General features: G+C 29.2%; 18 protein-coding genes and 3 tRNA genes. 10 read left to right on the top strand and 11 right to left on the bottom strand.

Translation table 11 applies throughout. From position 1 onward, the window contains the following. Position 1: 1 nt before the first annotated feature. The 5 genes from ACSIGC_RS16365 to ACSIGC_RS16345 form a co-directional block, all read right to left on the bottom strand. Entirely contained in the window at positions 2–2,908 is a 2,907-nt protein-coding gene (locus ACSIGC_RS16365; protein WP_442265849.1) for a histidine kinase, read from the bottom strand. Positions 2,909–3,014: 106 nt separating this feature from the next. After that, positions 3,015–3,509: a DinB family protein gene (locus ACSIGC_RS16360; protein WP_442265848.1), complete on the bottom strand. Its 495-nt coding sequence runs from the start codon at positions 3,507–3,509 to the stop codon at positions 3,015–3,017. 26 nt (positions 3,510–3,535) lie between these two features. Further along, positions 3,536–4,312: an alpha/beta hydrolase-fold protein gene (locus ACSIGC_RS16355; protein WP_442265847.1), complete on the bottom strand. Its 777-nt coding sequence runs from the start codon at positions 4,310–4,312 to the stop codon at positions 3,536–3,538. A gap of 11 nt (positions 4,313–4,323) precedes the next feature. Then, positions 4,324–4,851, bottom strand: coding sequence for a peroxiredoxin family protein (locus ACSIGC_RS16350; RefSeq protein ID WP_442265846.1), 528 nt, complete (start codon positions 4,849–4,851; stop codon positions 4,324–4,326). 33 nt (positions 4,852–4,884) lie between these two features. Beyond that, positions 4,885–5,622: a LytR/AlgR family response regulator transcription factor gene (locus tag ACSIGC_RS16345; RefSeq protein ID WP_442265845.1), complete on the bottom strand. Its 738-nt coding sequence runs from the start codon at positions 5,620–5,622 to the stop codon at positions 4,885–4,887. A gap of 495 nt (positions 5,623–6,117) precedes the next feature. Here ACSIGC_RS16345 and ACSIGC_RS16340 point away from each other — a divergent pair, with 495 nt between their 5' ends. From ACSIGC_RS16340 to ACSIGC_RS16315, 6 genes are all read left to right on the top strand, one after another. Then, positions 6,118–7,260, top strand: a complete 1,143-nt coding sequence (locus ACSIGC_RS16340; protein ID WP_442265844.1) for a helix-turn-helix domain-containing protein — start codon at positions 6,118–6,120, stop codon at positions 7,258–7,260. Between the two features lie 193 nt (positions 7,261–7,453). Next, a complete protein-coding gene (locus ACSIGC_RS16335) occupies positions 7,454–9,379 on the top strand; it encodes a hypothetical protein (RefSeq protein WP_442265843.1) in 1,926 nt (641 codons plus the stop codon). A 16-nt stretch (positions 9,380–9,395) separates the two neighbouring features. After that, on the top strand, positions 9,396–9,950 hold the full coding sequence (locus tag ACSIGC_RS16330) for a hypothetical protein (RefSeq protein WP_442265842.1): 555 nt from the start codon (positions 9,396–9,398) through the stop codon (positions 9,948–9,950). Between the two features lie 16 nt (positions 9,951–9,966). Continuing rightward, positions 9,967–11,346: a S41 family peptidase gene (locus tag ACSIGC_RS16325; RefSeq protein ID WP_442265841.1), complete on the top strand. Its 1,380-nt coding sequence runs from the start codon at positions 9,967–9,969 to the stop codon at positions 11,344–11,346. 241 nt (positions 11,347–11,587) lie between these two features. Then, entirely contained in the window at positions 11,588–11,746 is a 159-nt protein-coding gene (locus ACSIGC_RS16320; RefSeq protein WP_442265840.1) for a hypothetical protein, read from the top strand. Positions 11,747–11,757: 11 nt separating this feature from the next. Continuing rightward, the gene (locus ACSIGC_RS16315) at positions 11,758–12,462 is read left to right on the top strand and encodes a hypothetical protein (protein ID WP_442265839.1); all 705 of its coding nucleotides are present in this window, start codon (positions 11,758–11,760) and stop codon (positions 12,460–12,462) included. A gap of 203 nt (positions 12,463–12,665) precedes the next feature. Here ACSIGC_RS16315 and ACSIGC_RS16310 read toward each other — a convergent pair. The 4 genes from ACSIGC_RS16310 to ACSIGC_RS16295 all read right to left on the bottom strand — a co-directional run bounded on the left by ACSIGC_RS16310 (position 12,666) and on the right by ACSIGC_RS16295 (position 15,077). After that, a tRNA-Arg gene (locus ACSIGC_RS16310) sits at positions 12,666–12,739 on the bottom strand. Positions 12,740–12,753: 14 nt separating this feature from the next. Continuing rightward, positions 12,754–12,828: transfer RNA gene (locus tag ACSIGC_RS16305), tRNA-Pro, on the bottom strand. Positions 12,829–12,849: 21 nt separating this feature from the next. After that, a tRNA-Ser gene (locus ACSIGC_RS16300) sits at positions 12,850–12,931 on the bottom strand. 85 nt (positions 12,932–13,016) lie between these two features. Then, positions 13,017–15,077 carry an HD family phosphohydrolase gene (locus ACSIGC_RS16295; RefSeq protein ID WP_442265838.1) on the bottom strand — a complete coding sequence of 687 codons (2,061 nt, stop codon included), beginning with the start codon at positions 15,075–15,077 and terminating at the stop codon, positions 13,017–13,019. A gap of 98 nt (positions 15,078–15,175) precedes the next feature. Between ACSIGC_RS16295 and ACSIGC_RS16290 the strand changes: the two genes are divergently transcribed. From ACSIGC_RS16290 to ACSIGC_RS16280, 3 genes are all read left to right on the top strand, one after another. Next, entirely contained in the window at positions 15,176–16,351 is a 1,176-nt protein-coding gene (locus ACSIGC_RS16290; protein ID WP_442265837.1) for an acetyl-CoA C-acyltransferase, read from the top strand. Positions 16,352–16,369: 18 nt separating this feature from the next. Next, positions 16,370–17,137 (top strand): C40 family peptidase, encoded by a 768-nt coding sequence (locus tag ACSIGC_RS16285; RefSeq protein ID WP_442265836.1) that lies wholly within the window; start codon positions 16,370–16,372, stop codon positions 17,135–17,137. Between the two features lie 88 nt (positions 17,138–17,225). Beyond that, positions 17,226–18,520, top strand: a protein-coding gene (locus ACSIGC_RS16280; protein WP_442265835.1) for an IS3 family transposase whose coding sequence is annotated in 2 segments (ribosomal slippage) — positions 17,226–17,592 and positions 17,592–18,520 — 1,296 coding nt in all. Because the reading frame shifts where the segments join, the coding sequence is not laid out codon by codon here. Between the two features lie 58 nt (positions 18,521–18,578). On the opposite strand, the gene ACSIGC_RS16275 is transcribed toward ACSIGC_RS16280, so the two are convergent. After that, positions 18,579–19,823: a tetratricopeptide repeat protein gene (locus ACSIGC_RS16275; protein WP_442265834.1), complete on the bottom strand. Its 1,245-nt coding sequence runs from the start codon at positions 19,821–19,823 to the stop codon at positions 18,579–18,581. 32 nt (positions 19,824–19,855) lie between these two features. Next, positions 19,856–22,345, bottom strand: coding sequence for a DNA gyrase subunit A (gene gyrA / locus ACSIGC_RS16270; RefSeq protein ID WP_442265833.1), 2,490 nt, complete (start codon positions 22,343–22,345; stop codon positions 19,856–19,858). Positions 22,346–22,644: 299 nt separating this feature from the next. Between gyrA and ACSIGC_RS16265 the strand changes: the two genes are divergently transcribed. Further along, positions 22,645–25,203 (top strand): ATP-dependent Clp protease ATP-binding subunit, encoded by a 2,559-nt coding sequence (locus ACSIGC_RS16265; protein WP_442265832.1) that lies wholly within the window; start codon positions 22,645–22,647, stop codon positions 25,201–25,203. Positions 25,204–25,213: the final 10 nt, after the last annotated feature.

The following is a 25,213-nucleotide window of genomic DNA, read 5'->3' as shown; positions in this document are numbered from 1 at the left end:
CTTAACAAAGTTTATAAGGAATATATATTGTAACAATAGTTCCTTGCTCATTGTATTTTCTTCTATCTTCAATGGTTATTGAACTTTTCATATTAAAATCTTTTGACAACATTTTTATACGTTCTGAAGTTATTAATGTTGATAATGATTTTTTATCATGAAAATTCTTTTTTTGGAAAGAATCAATACCAATACCATTATCTATAATAGTACAAATTAATTTTCTCTCTTTATATATTAATTTAATATTTATCTGCCTATTTTCTTGTAAATTAGTAAAGGCATGTTCAATAGCATTTTCTACAAATGGCTGAATAAGCATTGGAGGAATTTTAATTGCCATTTCTTTTAAAGAACTATCTACTGTAATTGTAAACTCATAGTTTTCATTTTCTAAATTTTGAAGTGAAATATAATTCTTTAAAGCATCTAATTCTTTTGATAATAAGACTGTTTTATCTCTAGAATTTTCTAAAATTACACGAAGTAGTTTTGAGAATTTAGATAAATAAGAAATTGATTTTTTGTCTTCTTTGTTCAGAATCATCCCCTGAAGTATTGATAACGAGTTAAATATAAAATGAGGAGTCATTTGAGAACGCAATAATTTTTGCTCTATAATTGCACTTTTTATTTTAGATTTTTCATTCTTCAGTTTTAACCAGAAAAAATAAATTATAATCAATAATATCCCTGTGCTTATCAAAAGATAGAACCACCATTTTTTCCAATATGGTTTTTTAATAAAAAACGAATATGATAAAACTTCTTGTAACTCTTTTTGATTATGATTTAAATAAGAAGCATTAAAAGTGTATTGCCCTGGAGGCAAAGATGCAAATGTAATTTTTCTGTTTTTAGTTGAATACCAAGTATCATTTAATCCTGTTAACCGGTATGTATAAATCAGTTTTTCTTTAAAAGATAATCCTTCAATATTAAATGTTATTCTGTTTTCATTATGAGATAATTCTATGTTAGGTTTATTAACGATAATAGAATCATTAACAATTATTTGGTTAATTTTTAAATTAGGAGTTTTAACATATTGTTTATCTAATACATTTTTAGGACTTTTAAAAAGTCCACTGTTAGTGGCTAACCATAAAGTATCCCCAATAATTTCAAGATCATTTATTTTACTATCATGATTTATGTTCTTCAGAGAAATACCTTCTATTAAATATCCTGTTTTAGTAAATTTAATTTTATTAATACCTCTATCTGTAATTGCCCATAAATTATTTTTATCTTCTAAGTATAGCTTTTCAATATTGTTACTAAATAAACCATCTTTTTCTCTTATCGTTTTAATAGTATCTTTTGTATATGTTACGATACCATTACCAAGAGTAGCTAAAAACATTTTATTTTTATTATACTTTTTCTCTATGTCCTGTATTCTAAAGTTAAGATGTTTATGCGCTACTTTTTCTATGGTAGTATCTACTTCTTTAAAAAGACCGTTTGGAGTTGCTATGTATGCGTGATTATTAAAAAGAGAAACATCTATACATCTCTCAGATAAACTAATTTGCTTTAACTCTCTATCTTTAATCTTAGTTATTTTACCAATGTGTGAAGTTAATAGTGTTCTATTTTCAGGTAACGATAAATTTAAGGTATACCCTAAATTAGTTTCTAAATTAATTTTATGATTTAAACTTCGTTTCATAAAAGAAGAAGAAATATAATACAGTTCATTGGTTATATTATCAAATTCAACCATAACTGAAGTCTTTCTATGCTTAAACTCATATAAATTTCTTAGACTACCGCTAATAGTTCTTTTAATTACTCTTCCATCAGAAGTTCCAATTATTAATTCTTCCTTATTGTTTTTAGTAAGTGTTTTAATACCATAACTTTCAGTATTCACAAATTCTATTTCTGGTCTTTTTATATAATAAACGCCAGATTCAAGCGTAGTAAACCAATATCCTCCTTCGTTATCTTTTAAAAAACTTGTAACAGTTGTATTGTTTAAAAAATGTTTTTTCCTATTCCCTTCTATATCATATACAGTAGCTCCTCCATTAATAAATGTAACAATAAATTCATTTTCACTAACAGTTCCCAAACTAAGAGGTGATCTTCTTAAATTAGAAATAATTAATTCTTTTCGATTATCTTTAACAACTTTTACTTTTTGATTGTTTGACAAAATAAAGGTACTATCGTTGAAACGTAACCCGTCAAAAAAATTATCATTTAAGAGATATTTAAGTTTACAATCTTTTTTTTTATCATCGAAAAAATAAAAGTTTTTATCGTTTTTTATTACAAAACATAACTCTTTAACTTCACTGGATATTTTTTTGTTTTTTTTAGTTATTTCACCTAAACTGTTTATAATAATTTCACCAATTATATAACGTCCTGCTAGGTGTAAATTTCCTTTATCATCAAGGTATAAACTTTCAATAATTTGATGAGGGTTATTAATTAGTTTTTTTAACTGGTTATTATATTTATAAGATGTGAAATCTGTTTTTCCTTGATTAAAATAAAATAGTTCATTAGTATTTCTAGTCCAACACCAAATTTGTCCATTTTCTTGCGGAAAAAAATCAAGAATTACGTTTCCTGGTATTCCATGTTCTTTTCCAAAATTTTGAAATTCATAACCATTATATCTTGTTAATCCTCTATCAGTTGAAAACCACAAATAACCATTAGAGTCTTGATATGAATCATAAATTTCATTACTCGCTAAACCATTTTTTAAATTAAAGTTTATATAATTATAATTGTTTGAATCAGATAAATTGAATTTATAGTTACGATAACTTTTCTTATTCTCTTTCAATTTAATCTTCAGAGGAGTTATCTTTAACTTAGCACTTGTTGTTACTGTAAGGGATAAAAAAACAATAAATAAGCAAGTCTGTTTAATACTTTTAACCATGTATTGTTTGTTAGTTTACATGAAATGTAATAGTTTGTGCTAAGCTATTGTTTTTTAATAAAATTCTTAATCAGATTCAACTATATTTTATTTAAAAACATATTTTTTATAGATTTAAAACTCTTTTTAAAATCGCAATCTGTCCATTATGCCAACTTTGATGTTGAGGAAGCCACATAAGCGCCTCATATTTCATATTTACCGAAGGGTTAGGCACAGCAGTTTCACTATCCAAATCTTCAATGGTAATATTTTCTATAATTTCTATAATAATATCCATAGTAAATTTATAAACCTGGATTAATTCTTCTACAGTAGGTTTATCACTATCATAATTACTTGGTTTAGATCCTGGACCATAAAACTTTATATAATTAGGAAGACTTACTTTTTCTTTAAATTCATCATTTGCTCCAATTATTGATGCAACCCCATGTAAATAATTTGCCAAAATAATATGTCCCAATTGCCAATTAAGATTCGTATTTATTATATCTGGAGTAATATTCCATCTATCTTTTGAAATATTTTCTATTAATTCATTTGTTTTCTTATTTACTAAAAGAATTTGTTCTTTAAGTTGATTTACTTTAGTTTCCAAAAAATATTTTTTTATTTTAATTATTCTTACACTACTTTTTTTAGTATCTTATTTATAATTTTTGCAGCTAGAGAAGGGTTTTCTAAAGGAAATAAATGTCCAGTATCTAGTGTAATTACATCAAAATTGGGAAAACTTTTTTTCCACCATCTAACATCAGTTTTACTAAACATATTACTTTTTTTCCCATAAATAAGAGTACCTTTTAATTTTTCTATTCCCAAAGGAACTTTTGTATATGTACTACGGTATATTTCAGATTCTATTTCTTTAGAAAAAGAAAGTTCAAAACCTTTTTCTGTTTTTTTTAAACCATATTTAATGTAATCTATTAAGCAATTTTCATGAAATGTTTTAAACAGAGTTTTAGATTTAAAATATGCTTTAGCTTCTTCTCTTGATTTAAAAAAAGATTTTCTTTTTAAAGTACTTTTAGCTGGCCCGATATAACCAGAAAGCCCTACTCTTTTCATTATTTCAATTATTTTTCTTTTCCTTGGATGATATAAAATAGGTTCTATAACAATGATATTTTTGAAAAGTTGAGGTTTTTTTGAAGCTGCTATTAGCATTAAAACACCTCCTGTAGAATGTCCAATACCTGTAATAGGTTTATTAAATCGTTGTTCAATAGAAGTTATAAGTTCATGGGCTAAATTCTCTAGGTTACTATTCAAAAGAAACTTATTATGCCCCATTCGTTCTATGTAATTTATTTCTGCATTTTCTATCATGTTAAAAAGCGAATTAAAACATTGTGCTGGAAATCCATTCGAATGGGCAAATTGAATTTGATTTTTCATTTTTTAATAGCTTACATTTTCAATTCTCTTTTAATTCTTTCGAATATTATCTTCTCATCTCCTTTTTTATATCCTATTTTATGTAGTATTATTTTCTTGTTTTTATCAATTATCATTACCTGTGGAACTCCATACCATCTATTTAATAAACTATTTCTAAGGCGATAATTTTTATCAAAAAACATATTAAATTCCCATTGATTTTTTTTTGAAATCATTTTAGCAACACCATATTTTTTTGGACTATCTTCAGATACTACTATAATTTTTGAACGATTTTCTATTAACTTAAAATCGTTCATTTTTTTAAAATTATTCAGTTCTTTAATACATATACTACAAGTAGAAAGCCAGAAAAAAATTGTAATTGGACCATCATAATTTAAAAGTGCTTTACAATCTAAAGCAGATTCTTTTCTATTTTCAAAAGGGATTAGGTAAGTTTTTGAACTAAAATTAGCAATTTCCCCTATTCTGTATTGTTGCCCATAGTTTTTAAGACTAAAAAGGATAAGAATAAATATTATAATTATCTTCATTCTCTTTACAAATCTTTATACATGTTATTACCTTTAATTACTATTCCACTTTAAAAATTCATTCAAAAACTGTTCTCTTTTTCTAGAAGACACAGGTATCTTTTTGCCATTTTTTAAGTAAATGGCTCCAGATTTGTCATATTTATCAATAAAATCTAGATTAACTATATAAGATTGATGTGGACGTGTAAAACTAACTTTTCCTAATCGCTCCTCAAATTCTTTTAAAGTTTTAGAAACCACATATTTTTTATTACTATTACAATAAAAAGTAGTGTATCCTTTATCTGATTCACAAAACATTAATTCATTTAAATTTATAACTTGAAAACTATCTTGAAGTGATAAAATCAGTTTAGAATTTTCATTTTTCCAAACTTGTTTTGCTGTTTTTAACTGTTTTCTTTGTTCTGAAAAAGACAATTGCTCAACTTTGTTTAATGCTTCTTTAAGTTCATCAATATCTACAGGTTTCAAAATATAATCTACAGCTCCTTTTTTTAAAGCTTTTAATGCATGCTCTTCGTATGCAGTTATAAAAATGGTTTTAAAATTTAAATTTTCTGTTTGTTCCAAAAAATCAAATCCACTACCATCAATAAGATTAATATCTAAAAAAACCAATTCTGGTTTACAAGCGTTTGCTACAACAACTGCATCTTTTACAGATTCACATTCTCCAATTACTTTTACTTTGGCATCTACTAATTGTAATAAGTTTCGTAGTCCTTTCCTTATATATTCTTTATCTTCTATGAGCAATGCTTTCATCAGATTATCTCTTTGTTATATAATAGATTATAGATTCAATCATTGTTATTTATTATTATTTTCACACTTAATCATTACTTTATTATTAAAACTTTTTTTGAAAAGAAAAAGAAAATTCTTAATTACAAAGAAGATCGATTCTTTCAATTTAAAAGCTTTAAGTTTAACAATAATATTATTAAGCTTATATATCTTAAAAGTAATGTACCATGTATAATGGGCTCTAAAAAATAAAAATAGCATTTGTAAGGATTATGAAAAATAGCAATTATCTTTTTGAAGTATTTCCATTAATATGCGCTCTAACTCATTAAATATTCGACAAAAATCAACACATCAAAATAAAATCATTTTATTTAAACAAACACGCTACCGCTTTACACAGTATAAACTCTAGTGAGTCGTCCTAAAATAGGTTTACACCTATTTAATTTTTATAATAAATATTTACATTAGTGCGTTTATTGCAAATTGACAACAATTAAACTAATTTAAATGATTACATCCAATCCCATTTTATTTACTATTATGTGTGTATGTGGTTTACAAGCAATGATTTTAAGTGGTTTAATTGCTTTTAAACATCCTCGAAGATTAGCAAATATCTTTCTTGCTTCACTTGTGTTTTTTTATGCACTCATTGTTGTAAATATCGTTTTGGTAAATGTGTTAAAAGATCAAGGTTTATTATATGTATTTCGCTATATTCAAATGGAGATGCTTTTCGGAAGTGGTCCAGCTCTTTATTTTTATACAAAGTGCATTAGTGACCATAAATTCAAATTTAAAAGATCTAATTTCTTACACTTTTTACCACTTGTTTTAGAATTTATTTTTTATAGAACTTCTTTCTATAGAATTGGCTCTGATGGATTGTATTTAAATGAATTACCTACTTACTCATATGTATATCTAACTCAACAGTGGCTTGGAGTGTTTTCTATTTTTGTGTACAGTTTTATTTCATTACGCATTCTTATAAAACATCAAAAACAGCTAAAAGAATATTATTCTAAAATTGAAAACATCTCCTTAAAATGGCTTCAAACCCCTATTATTATTTATGTGAGTTACCAAATTTTATGGAGAATTATTTCGGATACAGATCGATTTGTTTTTGATAGTTATTATCGAGAATATTATTTTTTACCCAATTTTGTGATACTTGCAGTCATTAATTGTTGGATCGGTTTTAAAGGGTATATTCAAAAAGAACGTGACCTTGTAAACCTAAAATCGTTACCTCTAAAAATCAAAGAGCAATCCTATGAAAAAGATACTATTGAAAAAGATACTATTTTTTTATCCAAAATAAACACTTTAATGGATACTCAAAAACCCTACTTAAATCAAGAACTCAATCTTTCCATGTTGTCAGAATTGCTAGAAATGAAACCCAAACAAGTATCATTAAAAATAAATCAAAACTTCTCTAAAAATTTCTATGACTTTGTGAACTCTTACCGAGTTAAAGAGTTTCAGGAGCGAGTAAAATCTAATAATAATCAAAAACTTTCCTTATTAGGTCTTGCTTACGATTGCGGCTTCAATTCAAAATCCACCTTCAATAGTGTGTTTAAAAAACAAACAAAACTTACGCCTACTCAATATATTAAAACTCTAAAAAATTACTCTTAAAGGTAATCCTTACTTCTCCATTATACTCACAACGGTTGTTTTACTTTAATAAAAGCTGATTCTTAAAACAATTATTAATAACATTAGTTGTTTTTTAACAAACATTAACACTTATATACGTCCGAATAGAAGCATTCGGACGATTCAATCTCTTCTTACAGATAGATTTGCTGCTTTTAAAAAGGAATACATTATGAAGAAAATACTAATTATATTTTTTATAGGTATAACCAGTTTCTCTTTTGGTCAATCTATAGAAAAGATAATAGGAAAACATTTAGAAAGATTAGGAGGAAAAAATAGATTACTAAAACTAACTGGAACTATTGAAAAAAGAAATATTCATCTCGAACAAGCAGGAGTTTCTATTGAAAGTATTGTGGCTATTGATAAAAAAAAAGGAGTAAAAACTGAACTTAAAGCTTCTTCTGTTTCTGGAGAGAGTACAGAAGTTTTCAACCTAAAAGATGCTTATAAAATAGAAAAAGGAAAAGTTTCAAAAACTAGCCGCAAAAGAGCAAAATATTTAGCTAATATAGTTTCTGATTTCCCTAGTCCTTTATTAAAAGGGAGTTTTACACTTCTTAAAAAAGACAAATACAATGGAGTAGACTGCTTCGTAATTAAGAGGTCCGATGGTAATATTTATTGGATTAAGAATCATGATTACACACTTGCAAAATCAGAAACGAACTTATATCATGAAGAATTAGGTTTAGTTACTATAACTTCTGTCTTTTCAAATTATAAAAAAGTAAATGGTATTTTGTTTCCTTTTGAACGTGAAATTATAGAATACCAACAACGTATTACAACTGAAAGTATTGAGCTAAACCCTAAATTAGAAAAGAGTTTTTTTGAGGTATCTTCTGATAAAACCAAAAAAACATCCAAAATAAAGAAGAAGGCAATATTACCAAGTCCTGATAAAATTCCTCAAGAGGTATTTAATAAAACTAAAAGTTATTTCGCTGCTACGGAAAGCATGAGTACTTTAGAAGCAATGTACAAAGAAGATAGATTACTTAAGAACTTTTATTACGATCTATATTCAACAAATTTAGCCATAGCTGGAAGATATAAAAAAGCTTTAGAAGCTAGAGACTTAGCAAGTAATTATACTCGTTCATCAAAAAAAACTGTAAATCTAGATCAGTTTAAACCATACAAAGCTATTAATGAGATTACAACTTTAGGAGACCAACATCAAGCTATTTTTATAAATGAAGCTCATCATGTACCTCAGCATCGTGCGTTTACTCATCAACTATTACAAAAATTATACAATAAAGGTTTCCGCTATTTTGCAGCTGAAACTTTAATGCCAAAGGATACTGGAATCATTCAACAAAAAGAACGTATGCTTTCTTATATTAATGAACCAGAATATGCTGATTTAATAAGAACTGCTATTACGATAGGATATAAAATTATTCCTTATGAGCAAGAGAATCCAAAAATGGTAACCTTATCTGATAGTCAAAAAGCCCAGAGGCAAAGTATTATTGAAAGAGAAACAGCTCAAGCACAAAATTTAAAAGAAAGGATTTTTGATATTGATCCAAAAGCAAAAGTATTAGTACATGCGGGGTATGACCATATTATGGAAAAAGAACACTTTGGATTAGATATGATGGCAAAGTGTTTTAAAGAATTGACAGGTATAGACCCACTAACAATTGACCAAGTTGGATTGATGGAGAAAGGAAACTTTAAATTTTCTGATCCAAATTACCAACATATAATTAATAAAATAAATCCAGAAGAATATTTAGTTTTAAAAAACAAAAGCAAAGAGTATTGGGTGACAGAAGACAAAAAAGGAAAAGTAGACATTCAGTTAATTCATCCTAGGACAAATTATAAAAATCAAAGACCTCTGTGGAAGTCTCTTAATGGAAAACGTAAGCATATCACCATTACTTCCCCTAAAATGGTAAAAAAAGGGATAGCAGAGGTTTTTGTTTCAGATGAAAAAAACGGAGTTCCTATAGATCGAATTTATTTAAATAAAAAAAGACCTTCTCTAAATTTTTATTTACCAAAAGGCAAGTTTATTCTTGTTATCACAAATGAAAAAGGTAAAACCACCTATAAAAAATCTATTCATGTTAAATAGTATAAAAACTAGAAATATGAGGAAATTGTTAATTTTAGTCATTTTTTTAAAAATATGCAGTTGTAAAGAAGTTAACTCAAATAAAAAAATAACAACTAAGGATAACTTAGAGTTAATCAATATCTATAACGATGATCAAAATGAACGAAAAATTGATACTATAGATTGGCATAATCTTCATAGAAATGACAGTATTCGTAGAATAAGGGTACAACAATTATTAGATTCAGGAAAAATCAAAACTGGTAAAGATTACGCAAGAGCAGCCATGATTTTTCAACATGCCCGAGATGATTCTGTAAGTTATGCCAAAACAGTTGAACTTATAAAAAAAGCAATAGCTATTGATTCTACGATAAATAAATCACTATATGCTGCAGCTATAGATCGTTATCTTTTAAGTATTGGCAAACCTCAAATTTATGGAACCCAATTCTTTAAAGAAGAAGGTAAACCTTGGATACAAGAAAATTATGATTCTCTTAAAGTAGATGATCAAGAACGTAAAAAATATGGTGTAAAAACTCTTAAAGAACAAAAGGAAGCCTTAAAAAAAATGAATAATCAATAATAAAAAAACAGTTTTAATGAAAATCAAATTCATATTTATTTTTTCAATCATTAGTTTAAACATAGTTTATAGTCAAAATAAGTTTTCAAAAGCTGATATATTATCAGATTTAAAGTATTTAAAAACTTCTCTAGAAGACACCCATATAAATTTATATGCATATACCAGCAAAACTGAATTTGAAAAAAATTACAGTAATATTAAACAAGAAATTAAAAAAGATAGTTTTAGTGTCCTAGAAACTACAAAAACATTTCAAAAAATAGTTTCTAAAGTTAATAATGGACATACTAGAATTCCTTTTCCTGTTCAATCATATGTTACATATGCTCAATCTGGAGGAACTATTTTCCCTCTAGAAGTAGCTGTTGAAAATGGTAATGTTTATGTTAGAAAAAACTGGTCAAAAAACGCAAGTATTAAAGTTGGAGATGAACTTATAAGTATTAATAATACACCTATTGACAAAGTACTCCAGAAGATTTATCCACAAATCTCAGCTGAACGATTATACTTTAAGAACGCTCAATTAGAAAACTTAACTCTCCCTAGATTTTATTGGTTGACTTTTGGTGAGCTACAAACTTTTGAAGTTGATATTATTCGAGATGATATTAAAACCTCTTATAATTTGCAATCAATAAAAGCTATAGAAGAATATGAAATGAAGCGTGATGATATTCTTAAACACAATATGCTATTTAAATTATTGTCAAAAGAAATAGTATATATAAGACCTGGAGATTTTGGTGGTGATATAGATAAATACAAACAGTTTATAGATTCTTCGTTTGTAGAAATAAAAAATAAGAAACCTGAAAATTTAATTATTGACTTACGCAATCATTCTGGTGGAGATGATGCTTTTGGTGATTTTTTGGTATCCTATATTGCTGACAAACCTTTTAAATGGTCATCTAAGTTTCAATTAAAAACTAGCAAACATTTAAAAGAACACACAAGAAAATATAAAGATACAACTCAAAGATATTGGAAATCTATCTTAAAACATAAAGATGGAGATATCTATGATTATGACTTTGGCTTTTATAAACCGCAACCATTAAATAAACGTTTTCAAGGAAAAGTTTACGTGCTAGTTAATAGACAATCTTATTCACAATCAACAGTAACTGCTGCACAAATACAAGATTATAATTTTGGAACTATAGTAGGTGAAGAAACAGGTGAATATCCAAACTTATACGCTTCAATTTATAATTATCAATTACCAAAAACAGGGATTGTTGTAGAAGTTTCTAAAGGAAAAATTAATCGAGTAAGTGGAATCGATAATAAGAAAGGAGTTATTCCTGATATCATTATTAAAGATCATCTTTTAGATGAAAAGGATGAAATTTTGGAAGAATTGCTTGACAAAATTCCCCCTCAATAAGCATTTGTTATTTAAAAAATCATACTTGTACAAATGAGAAATCTAGTATACCGGTTAAAATTACGGATTGAAATATTCGGAATATTAATGATATTCGGATGCCATTTACAAGAATAACAATCGATCTTAGGAGAAAAATCCATTTATACAAAGAAAGTTGACTCACTTTTTCAAACCCTTAATGAGCAAAACCTATTTCACGGTGGTGTAGTAATAAACTATCTACGAAAACTACTTAAGGTTGGCTGATAGAACTTGGAATCTTCCATTTGACAAAGATGTAAAGTTAGACGCAGCTTCGGTGAACAAATCTATGATAGCTGCTTTGTTTTTAGTAATAATAGGAGACAGAACTAACGAGATGCAACTCGCACAGAAAATTGTAAACATATTAATTTAATGATAATAAGCATGAAAACAAAAATTATAATACTTCTCACTATAACTCTATCTTTCTCAAATTGTAAAAAAGATAAGACAGTAAAAGGATTTTGGATTGTTAAATCAGTTATGGTTGGAGATGAAATAATGACTCCAAATTCGAGATGGATGAAGTTTAATTCTGATTTTACCCAACAATCAGGAAACGGCTGGTTTCAACATTCTATTGGAACTTGGAATTTTAATCAAAATTCACAAGAACTATCAATTAAAAACACTAATGGTTTAACAGATCAAAATGAACCTTTTAAGGTTTCTTTTGACACTAATAAAATGATTTGGAAACGAATTGAAGAAGGGCAAAATGTAAAAGTAACTTTAGAAAAAACAAATCAGCTCCCAAAAACTTATGGAGATAAATTATTAGGTCTATGGAAATTAGAAAAATCGAATGGTAATGGAATTTTCTTTGACGAATCAGTTCAAAATAATGAATATTTATTTTTACGTTGGGACAAAAGATTTTTAATCAATTCTTCTAATGGAAGAATACGTGGAATATATAATGTTCATGGACATAAACCTGAAATTCAATTTATTCCTTATAACGATAAAATTAAAAGAAGTTTTTGGAAAGTTGAATATAATGATAAACAAATATCCCTAAGACTTTTAAATTCTGACAGCTTAGTTGTAAAAATCTTTACTAGGATACATGAGTTTCCTGGTAATTAAAAAACTACAAACAGTGTCCTTTAAATTTTCCTAATGATACCTTATTATGAAATCTAACGATTAAATTACCTTATCAATTAATAACTACATAATTTTAATTTGAATATAATAGTAACAAATTAATAATAGTTTTTTTGGATCAAAAAACAAGCAATTTTAAAACAAGAAAGACTTCCAGTTTCCTGAAAGTCTTTGTTTTCTTGTGATCGCGACAGGATTCGAACCTGTGACCGTCTGCTTAGAAGGCAGATGCTCTATCCAGCTGAGCTACGCGACCAATAAGTCTTTTTGTCGGGGTGGCAGGATTCGAACCTGCGACCTCCTGCTCCCAAAGCAGGCGCGATGACCGGGCTACGCTACACCCCGAGGTGTTTTTACAATCTTTTGCGGAGAGACCGGGATTCGAACCCGGGCATCCCGAAGGATGACAGCTTAGCAGGCTGCTGCATTACCACTCTGCCACCTCTCCTTTAAGTTTTGAAAACTTAAAAATTGCGAGTGCAAATTTAAGATTAGAAAAAGAATCTCACAAGTTTTTTTTAGAAAAAAAAATATTATTCTGGATACTCAACTCGTAAGTGATAGATATTCATCAACTTACTCTTAATAATTTTTTTTATTTTTTCTATTTCTCTAAACGTAATATCTGAATTTATGAACTGATTCATGTTTTTTTGGCCTTCCACTACTCTATCTATAAGTTCATCTATCGATTGTGCTGATGGTTTTTTCAAACTCTTAGAAGCTGCCTCTGCAGCATCACAAATCATTAAAATTGCTGTTTCTTTAGAAAATGGTATGGGTCCTTGATATCTAAACTTCTTTTCATCAACTTCCATATCAGGATTATTTTCTTGTTCTTTCTTATAAAAATAATATACTAGGCTTGTTCCATGATGTGTTCTAATAAAATCTATAATCCTATCTGGTAAGTTGTTCTTTTTAGCTATTTCAATCCCTTTTATAACGTGATTTAAGATAATTTGAGCACTATCTTTAGGTGATAAATCATTATGGGGGTTTACACCTGTAATCTGATTCTCTGTAAAATATTTCGGGTTTACCATCTTACCAATATCATGATACAAGGCTCCTGTTCTTACTAACATTGAATTTGCTCCTATCTCATTTGCTGCTGCTTCAGCTAAATTAGCGACTTGTATTGAATGTTGAAAAGTTCCTGGTGCTTTTTCATTCAATTCTCTCAATAATGGTGAATTTGTATTGGATAGTTCTAATAATGTTACATCTGAAACCAACCCGAATACTTTTTCATAGAAATAAATAAAAAAAACTGCTAAAAATGATAATAAACCATTCATAGCAAATAATCCAAAATAAATCCCTTTAATACTACTTACATTTCCTTCTTTTATAATTGAAAACGCAAAGTAGGTTAGCATATAAATCAATGTAATTTGAGCTACAGAAATAAATAAACTAGCTCTTTTATATAACTCTGAAGTTGAAAGTACAGCTACAATTCCAGCAATAATATGCAAGTAAATAAATTCAAAACTATTCGGCACAATAAAACCTAATAACAATACAGTTAAAATGTGTGTAAATAATCCTAAACGAGCATCGAAAAAAGCTTTTAAAACTATCGGTAAAATTGTTAATGGAATTACATATAAGTAATCTGAATTGTATTTAACCAACAAAGTTTGAACAAAAATCATCAGTAAAATATTCGAAAATATAAACGTGATTTTGCTATTATTATCAAAAATTTCTTTTCGGTAACGATGCAAGAACAAAAGAAGCATTAACAAAGCTAAAGACACCAAAATTGTATATCCAAAAACCAACCAGTTATAGTTAGATTTTGTCCAAATTTGAGACTTAGACGCTTCCTTTAAAGAATTTAACTTATTTAAATTCTCTCCTTCAACTATGTCTCCCTTTTGAATAATTAATTCGTCTTTATTAATCTTCCCTTTTGTATAGGAGATCTCTTTTAAAGCTAGATCTAATTCTTTCTGAGAAAACTCTTCATCGAAAGTAACATTAGGCTCTAAAATTTCTGAAAGTTTCTTAATTACAAAATCTCTTCCATAATCTTCTTTTAAAACAGATAATTCATTTACAATGATAGAAAGTATATCTTTCGATTGAATTAGTTTAGAAAAAGGGATATTAGATATTTCATTAGATTTCCTTAAAACAATTGTAGGACTACTATTTACTTTTCCTTTAGAAACCTCATCTACAAAGCCAAATTCATAAATTTTATTAATTACCGATACCCCCTTTTTTTTCAACCTATTAACATCATGTTCAGACAAACTATCTGAAACCTGAAGTGCATTTATGGCAGAAATAAATTCATTCTTAGTATACTCAGAAACTTCTGTATCAAAAGAAAAATACTGTTGAACAGATGATTTGATTTGATTTATTTCTTCAGAAATCTCATCTTTAGTTTTTTGTGTAGCAAAATCAAACGGAGCATATAAATTGTTATAAGACCAAGGTTTACCGGGGGAATAATCATAACGAAACTTTCCTCCTTTAGGTAATAAATACACAATAAAAAAAGCGGTTATAACAAAAAGAAAAACTCTGTAAATCGCTGAATTGTTTTTGTATAGACTGTTAATTATTTTATTCATTACCCTTAATTAATTATGTAAATATAACCTTTTGATATTATTTGAGAACTTATCATAAAATAGTTATTTTCGCATAACAAAAAGCAAACAAATTTAACATGAAAGAAGTAGTTATAGCCTCTGTTGCCAGAACTCCAATTGGAAGTTTCTTAGGAACTTTATCAACAACTCCTGCTCCAAAATTAGGTTCGGTAGCGATTAAAGGCGCTTTAGATAAAATTAATTTAAAACCTGAATTGGTTGATGAGGTATTTATGGGGAATGTTGTTTCTGCTGGTTTAGGACAAGCTCCTGCTCGTCAGGCTGCTATTTTAGCAGGAATTCCAGATACAGTTCCTTGTACTACAGTAAATAAAGTTTGTTCTTCTGGAATGAAATCAATCATGCTAGGAGCCCAAGCAATCGCCTTAGGTGATGCTGATATCGTTGTTGCTGGTGGTATGGAAAACATGAGTATGATTCCTCATTATCAACATGCAAGATCTGCGACTAAGTTTGGTCCAGTAAAAATGGAGGATGGAATGCAAAAAGATGGGTTAGTAGATGCTTACGAACAAGTTGCAATGGGAGTTTGTGCTGATGAATGTGCTGTAGAATATGATTTCTCGAGAGAAGATCAAGATAACTTTGCTATCGAGTCTTATAACAGATCTGCTAAAGCATGGAGCGAAGGAAAATTTGCTGACGAGGTTGTTCCTGTAGAAATCCCTCAAAGAAGAGGTGAACCTGTTATTTTTAGTGAAGACGAAGAATATAAGAATGTAAAAATGGAGAAAATTCCTGCTTTGCGTCCTGCTTTCACTAAAGAAGGAACTGTTACTGCCGCTAATGCTTCTACAATTAATGATGGTGGTGCAGCGTTAGTATTAATGTCTGCTGAAAAAGCTCAAGAATTAGGCATTACTCCTTTAGCTAAAATTAAAGGATATGCTGATGCCGCTCATGAACCAAAATGGTTTACTACTGCACCAGCAAAAGCATTACCAAAAGCTTTAGCAAAAGCTGGTGTTGCAATTGAAGATGTAGATTATTTTGAATTAAATGAAGCTTTTTCTGTTGTTGGTTTAGCTAACACCAAAATTTTAGGTTTATCTACAGATAAAGTAAATGTAAATGGTGGAGCAGTTTCTTTAGGACATCCATTAGGTGTTTCTGGAGCTAGAATTGTTATTGCTTTAACATCTATATTAAAACAAAACGACGCTAAAATTGGTGCTGCTGGTATTTGTAACGGTGGTGGTGGTGCTAGCGCAATGGTTATTGAAAGAATCTAAAATATAAAGATTTTCTATTTGTACGGAATTTGTAATTTAAGTATTGTACCGCTTCGACTGGAGCCAACTGATGTATCTGAAATGGTAAATCAATTGGTTTTCGGTGAGCATTTTACTGTTCTTGAGAAATTTAAAAAATGGAGCAAAATAAAGCTTTCTTACGATGGCTATGAAGGATATATTGATAATAAACAGTATGAAAATATCTCCGAAGAATTGTACCATCAATTAGATAATCAAGAACAATATTATTCAGGAGAATTAATTGATTTTATCTTTGATAAAGACAATAATTTAACAACCGTTCCTTTGGGTGCTAGACTTCCATTTTATAAGGATAAAAGTTTTTCATTAAACGATAAGAAATTTTCTTATGAAGGAAAAGTTAACCATGGTGTATTAAATAAAAATTCTATCATTGAAACTGCTTATCACTTTTTAAATGTTCCATATTTATGGGGTGGAAAAACTCCTTTTGGTATCGATTGCTCTGGTTTTACTCAAACCGTATATAAATTATGTGGTTTTAAACTTTTAAGAGACGCGAGTGAACAAGCTACTCAAGGAGATGTTTTAAGCTTTATTGAAGAAAGTGAACCTGGTGACTTAGCATTTTTCGATAATGATGAAGGAACTATTACTCACGTAGGTATTGTAATGAATGATTACAACATTATTCACGCACATGGTAAAGTAAGGATTGACAAACTAGATCATAGTGGGATTTATAATACTGACACACAACAACACACTCATAAATTACGAGTTATAAAGAAAATAGTATAAAATAAAAAAAAGGATAGTTTTTCAACTATCCTTTTTTTATTTTATATCTGTCTCGTCCTGAAATAGCGTTACACAAATTTGTAACCTTATGAACGACAACATTTACCGCAAACGTACTCAGAAAGATTATACGATGAGTTTTAAACTTTCGGTTGTATCGGAAGTAGAAAAAGGCGAATTAACCTACAAACAAGCTCAACTTAAATATGGGATTCAAGGAAGAAGTACTGTTTTAGTATGGTTGAGAAAATATGGTAACTTTGATTGGACTGATCAAACACCATCTAATATGCCAAAATCACCAGAACAAAAATTATTAGAGTTAGAGCAAAAATTACGTCAATTAGAAAAGCAAAACAATCGTTTAAAAGCTCAAGCAGCAGCATCAGAGAAGAAAGCGATACTGTTTGATATGATGATTGATTTAGCTGAGAAAGAGTATAATATTCCTATTAGAAAAAACTCCAAAACCGAGTAATTGATATGTTTGTTTTACAAAAGAAAGAAAGTATTTCTTCTACCTGTAAATTACTTGGGTTTAGCAGACAGGTCTATTATCGAGCTAACTATAGAGTTAAGAAATCTCAATCAATAGCCAATAAGGTTGTTGAATTGGTTAAGCGTGTAAGAATGGAACAACCAAGTATTGGGACAAGAAAACTGTATTATCTTCTTTCGGAGGAATTAAGCAGTTTAGCTGTTGGAAGAGATCGATTATTTGATATTTTACGAGCTAATAAACTATTGATAAAACGACAAAAGAGTTATCACATTACAACCAACTCTCATCATCGTTTTAGAAAACATACTAATCTTATTGAAAATCTGGAAATAAATAGACCAGAACAAGTATGGGTAGCAGATATTACATATTTAGGCAATCGTAAGAACCCTATGTATTTATCATTAATTACAGATGCATATTCTAAGAAAATCATAGGATATCATTTGGATAAAACTTTAGAAGTAAGCTCAACGGTAAAAGCCTTGGAGATAGCTATGAAAAATAGAGTATATCCAGAGAAGGAACTTATCCATCATTCAGATAGAGGATTGCAGTACTGTAGTAACATCTATCAAAATATTTTATCAAAACATAATATTAAATGTAGTATGACAGAATCATACGATCCATATCAAAATGCGATAGCTGAACGGGTTAATGGAATCTTAAAACAAGAGTTCTTTATTGCTACCACAAATCTAGATATTAAGATAATGAAGAAAATAGTAAAGCAATCAATAACTATTTATAACTCTAAAAGACCGCATTGGTCATGTCATTTTAAAACTCCTAACCAGGCACATCAACAAAATAAAATGAAGATAAAATCATATCGAAAAAAAACATCATCTAAAGCTATAGATTTAGATGATGTTTAATATATTTAATCAATAAATAACTGTAACGGTTATTTAGGACTAGTCAATCAAACAATTATTATTTCATTGATTTGTATATAGTTCTAAATTCTTTCGCTTTCGCTCCCATTTCTAAAACTTCATAAATACTCATTAAAGACTTAACAGTATCTACACTACGGTTTAAACTATCAGCCTTTTCTAAATATGGTAAAGCTTCCTTATAAACCTCTTTCTGTCTTAATGCTAACTCGTCATACTTTTTAAAGTTTGATAAGTTTTTATTCATTTCTTCTACTATAGTTTTCTCTTCCTCTAAAATTACAGCAGATAAATTCATATAAGCATCAGCATAATCTGGCTTTAATTCAATAGCTTTCTTATAATATTTAACAGCATCTTCTCTTCTACCTTGATTCGTATTTACCACTCCTAAATTGTAATACAATGTAGGGTTTTTAGGATCTAAACTAATAGCTTCATTCATTAACTCCCCAAATTTATCCATTTGGTTTAAATCAATGTATAATTGAGCTTCATTTAAAAGCAAGCTCAAATCACCTGGTAAAGCTTTTCTAGCAGCAGACATAGCTGCTAAAGCCTCATCTGTTTTACCTTGCTCTTTTAATATTAAAGCTATATTCTTTTTTATAATTGCGAATTTCCCTTCAGAAGTTTTATCTACAGGCTTAATAAAACTACCTGTTTTAACCATAAGATCTCTATTATCTTTAGTTCCCAGGTTTTTTTCTTCTCCTGTTGATTTATCTGTAGCTAAATACATCACTTCTTTACCCGTGTATCCAACTTTTTCTAACTCTCTATAATATTTTAAAGCAGCATCATAATCTTTTGCTTGAGTAGCACTTACTGCAGCGTTATAAGCAAAAGAAGTATCTCTAGGACTTAATTTATATGTTAAATAAAAGAACTTTGCTGCTTCAACGTAATTTTTATCATTATTATAAAAACCTACAGCTTTATCTGAAACCGATTGTATAATCTTATTTAACATTGGTCTTGCTTCAGATGAGTAACGTTCTTTTCCTATTTTTTTCTCATAATCAAATAATTGATTAAAAGAATTAGATGCTTCTTCATATTTTTTAATCCCTAATAATGCTTGACCTGTTAAAAAGTAATATTTAGTTTTATACTTATCGTCAGCACTCTCTATGGTACTCGTTAGAGAATTACCTATGGTAAGCGCCCCATTAAAATCATTTTTATTTATGGCTTTTTCCATAGATTTTAGCTCTTTTTTCTGTCCGAAAGAGGCTATTGTAATTAAACCTAAAGAAAGTGCTAAAACTTGTTTTTTCATTTTTGTTGTTTTAGTTATTGTTATACAGTTCTTTAATTCTCATTAATTTGGTTTTCAATTTCCGTGCCATTTTCATCCTCTTCATCTTCATGCATAACTTTAGCTACTGCTGCAATACTATCATTATTCTTAATATTTATTAGTTTCACTCCTTGCGTAGCTCTACCCATAACTCTTAAATCTTCAACAGCCATTCGAATAGTAATTCCTGATTTATTGATTATCATTAAATCATTAGAATCATCTACATTTTTTATAGCGACCAAATTACCTGTTTTTTCGGAAATATTCAATGTTTTCACACCTTTTCCTCCTCTATTAGTTATTCTATAATCTTCTAACTTAGAACGCTTTCCATATCCTTTTTCAGACACTACTAGAATATTGCTTTCCATATCATTTACAGAAACCATACCAATAACCTCATCTTCTTCACTTTGTAAAGTAATACCTCTAACTCCAGATGCAGTTCTTCCCATTGGTCTAGTTTTTTCTTCCTCAAAACGAATCGTTTTTCCAGAACGTAACGCCAACATTACTTGACTATCTCCAGTAGTTAATTTAGCTTCTAACAACTCATCTCCTTCTTTAATAGTAATAGCATTAATACCATTTGCTCTTGGTCTTGAATATTGTTCTAGAGGAGTTTTTTTAACCTTCCCTTTTTTAGTAGCCATAATTACATAATGATTATTGATATAATCTTCATCTTTTAAATCATCTGTAACCAAAAATGCTTTTACCTTATCGTCTTGTTCAATATTAATAAGATTTTGAATAGCTCTACCTTTGGTATTTTTACCTCCTTCAGGAATTTCATAAACACGCATCCAGAATACTTTACCTTTCTGAGTAAAGAAAAGCATATGTTGATGGTTTGTACCTACAAAAAGGTGCTCTAAAAAGTCTTCATTTCTGGTTGTAACTCCTTTTTGACCTCTTCCACCTCTGTTTTGAACTTTATATTCATCTAAATTCGTTCTTTTTACATATCCTGCATGAGAAATGGTTACTACCACTTTAGAATTAGGAATCATATCCTCTATTCTCATATCTCCTCCAGCATATTCTATAGTAGACTTTCTTTCATCACCGTATTTATCTCTTATTAAGATTAACTCATCTTTAATAATCTGATATCTTCTTGGTTCATTTGCAAGAATATCTTTTAAATCTGCTATAGTTTTAACAATTTCATCGTATTCTGCTCTTAACTTATCTTGTTCTAGTCCTGTTAACTGACGTAATCGCATTTCAACGATAGCTTTTGCTTGAATTTCAGTTAACTCAAAACGTTCAATTAAGCTTTCTCTTGCTTCATCAGCATTTGCAGAACCTCTTATAATGGCAATTACTTCATCTATATTATCAGAAGCTATTATTAAACCTTCTAAAATATGAGCTCTCGCCTCTGCTTTCTTTAATTCGTATTGTGTTCTACGAACAATTACTTCATGTCTATGTTCAACGAAATAATGAATTAACTGCTTTAAATTTAATTGCTCAGGTCTTCCTTTTACAAGTGCAATATTATTTACACTAAAAGAAGTTTGTAACTGCGTATACTTAAATAACTTATTAAGAACGATATTAGGAATTGCATCACGTTTTAGAACATAAACAATCCTCATTCCTTTACGATCCGATTCATCACGAATACTTGCAATTCCTTCAAGTTTTTTATCATTTACCAAATCAGCAGTTTTTTTAATCATTTCTGCCTTGTTGACTTGATATGGAATTTCAGTAACGATAATACACTCCCTTCCTTTTACTTCTTCAATAGTAGCTTTAGCACGCATAACAATACGCCCTCTTCCTGTATGAAAAGCATCTCTTACCCCGTCATAACCATAAATAATACCTCCAGTAGGGAAATCAGGTGCTTTAATGTGTTGCATTAACTCATCTATTTCTATCTCTCTATTATCTATATAAGCAACAGTTCCGTTAATTACTTCAGTAAGGTTATGAGGAGCCATGTTAGTTGCCATACCTACAGCAATACCTGAAGCTCCATTTACTAGAAGGTTAGGAATTCTAGTTGGTAATACAGTTGGTTCATGTAAAGTATCATCAAAATTAAGTTTTAAATCTACAGTCTCTTTTTCAATATCTGAAAGCATTTCTTCAGAAATCTTCTGCATTCTAACCTCTGTATAACGCATAGCTGCTGGACTATCCCCATCAACAGATCCAAAATTCCCTTGTCCGTCAACCATCATGTAACGCATACTCCAATTTTGAGCCATACGCACCATTGAATCATATACTGAAGTATCTCCGTGTGGGTGATACTTTCCTAGCACTTCCCCTACTACTCTTGCGGACTTTTTATATGCACCTGTAGATCTAATTCCCAATTCATGCATTCCAAACAAAACTCTCCTATGTACAGGTTTTAAACCATCTCTTACATCTGGAAGAGCCCTAGAAACAATAACCGACATTGAGTAATCAATGTAGGCTGACTTCATTTGCTCTTCAATATTGATTGGAATCAACTTTTCACCATCTGCCATATTAATCTTTTTTTAAAAAATTAGTATTTGTTTTATAAAAAAGTGAATTTTACTTTTATAAAATTCACTTTTCGTTATAACTTAATCACCTCCGATAAGCAACGCAAGATATTATTTTAACTAAAACTTGCCAAGTTTTCTTATTTTATTTTCATTATATTTATTAACAATTGAAAAGAATTTTTATGAGATAATTTCTTTTACTCAAACCTGCCTTTTTGTCTTTTTTTTTCACTGGCATTGTTTTTGTAATTTTTCTACAAAATTCTTACTAACTTTACAACAAAAGAAATTAATTTATGGACGAAAATTTTTCACCAGGAGTTAGAGATGTTATCACTTTTAGTAAAGAAGAAGCTTTACGATTAGGCCATGATTTCATAGGCACTGAACATCTTTTACTTGGACTTATTAGAAAAGGAGATGGAAAAGCTATAGATATATTATCAACTTTTGATATTGATTTAGATTTAGTTCGCAACAAATTGGAAAGATTAAATCCTGTTTCTGCTAATGAACTTAATCAAAAAAACAACTTACATCTAACTAGGCAAGCTGAAAAAGCTATAAAAACTACTTTTTTAGAAGCTAAGTTATATCAAAGCAATGCTATAGACACTGCTCATTTATTATTATGTATTTTGCGTAATGAAAATGACCCGACAACTAAGTTACTTCAAAAATATGATGTTGACTATGATCAAGCAAAAGCTCTTTACAAAGAATTAAATATTGAGGATGGAGATTTACCAATTAATCCAATTGCTGAAACTCCAGGTGATGATTTTGCTGACGATAAATCTGAACCATACGGGCAACAACAAAATCCTAGGAGTAAAACTAATAAAAAATCAAAAACTCCAGTTTTAGATAATTTTGGAAGAGACCTTACAGCTTTGGCTGAAAACGGGAAATTAGACCCTGTTGTTGGTAGATTAAAAGAAATAGAACGTGTTTCTCAAATACTAAGTAGGCGTAAGAAAAACAACCCTATGTTAATTGGAGAGCCAGGAGTTGGTAAATCTGCAATTGCTGAAGGGTTAGCTTTACGAATTGTTAACCGAAAAGTGTCTCGAATTTTATTTGACAAAAGAATTGTTTCTCTTGACTTAGCAAGTCTTGTAGCCGGCACAAAATATAGAGGGCAATTTGAAGAGCGAATGAAAGCTTTAATGAACGAACTTGAAAAGAATGATGATATTATTCTTTTTATTGATGAAATTCACACTATTGTTGGCGCTGGTGGAGCAACTGGATCATTAGACGCATCAAACATGTTAAAACCAGCTTTAGCGCGTGGAGAAATTCAGTGTATTGGTGCAACCACTCTTGATGAATACAGAACTAATATTGAAAAAGACGGTGCATTAGAACGTCGTTTTCAAAAAGTAATGGTTGACCCTACAACTGTAGAAGAAACAATTCAAATTCTTCATAATATTAAAGGAAAATACGAAGTACATCATAATGTTGAATTTACAGATGAAGCTATTGAAGCTTGTGTAAAATTAACGAATAGATATATGACAGATCGCTTCTTACCAGACAAAGCTATTGACGCTTTAGATGAAGCTGGATCTCGTATTCACATTACAAATATTGTTGTTCCTCAACAAATCTTAGAATTAGAAGCTAAGCTTGAGGAAATAAGACAACGTAAAACTAAAGCTGTTAGTGGACAAAAATACGAGGAAGCTGCAAAACTAAGAGATGACGAAAAAAACATTGAAGCAGCATTAGATTCTGCTCAACAACAATGGGAAGAAGATTCTAAATTACACAGAGAGACTGTTACCGAAGATAATGTTGCTGAGGTTGTTTCTATGATGACAGGAATACCTGTAAATAGAGTTGCAGAAGCAGAAAGTAATCGTTTAGCTGAATTACCTTCTTTAATTCAAGGAAAAGTAATTGGTCAAGACGAAGCCGTTACAAAAGTAGTTAAAGCAATTCAACGTAACAGAGTTGGTTTAAAAGACCCTAATAAACCTATTGGTTCTTTTATATTTTTAGGCTCTACAGGCGTTGGTAAAACTCAATTAGCAAAAGTTTTAGCTAAAGAACTTTTCGATTCTGATGAATCTTTAATCAGAATTGACATGAGTGAATACATGGAGAAATTTGCCATTTCAAGATTAATTGGAGCACCTCCAGGTTATGTTGGATACGAAGAAGGTGGACAGTTAACTGAAAAAGTTCGTCGTAAACCTTACTCTGTTGTTCTTTTAGATGAGATTGAAAAAGCACATCCTGATGTATTTAATATGCTTTTACAAATCTTAGATGATGGACATATCACTGATAGTTTAGGAAGAAAAATCGACTTCAGAAACACAATTATTATAATGACTTCTAACATTGGAGTTAGAAAATTAAAAGATTTTGGCGGTGGAGTTGGTTTCGGAACTAAATCTAAGAAAGATCAGGAAGACGAGCATGCTAAGAGTATAATTGAAGGAGCACTTAAAAAATCATTCGCTCCTGAATTCTTAAATCGTATTGATGATGTAATTATCTTTAACTCTCTAGAGCGTGAAGATATTCACAAAATTATCGATATCGAATTAAAGAAACTTTTATCTCGTATTTCTGAATTAGGTTATCATTTAAATCTTTCTGAAAAAGCTAAAGATTACATTGCTAATAAAGGATTTGATAAGCAATATGGAGCAAGACCTCTAAAAAGAGCAATTCAAAAATATATTGAAGATGCTCTAGCTGAAGAAATTGTAAACTCTAAATTAGATGAAGGTGATTCTATTTTTATGGATCTAAGCGAAGAAACTAAACGCTTAACTATAAAAATTGAAAAAGGTGAAAAACCTAAAGAAACCCGAACTGAAATAGACGAAGAATAAAAAAAACTAA

The sequence above is a fragment of the Tenacibaculum aquaeponti genome, assembly GCF_052084715.1.
Classification (GTDB): Bacteria; Bacteroidota; Bacteroidia; order Flavobacteriales; family Flavobacteriaceae; genus Polaribacter.
This window is presented reverse-complemented; position numbering and strand designations above follow the sequence as displayed.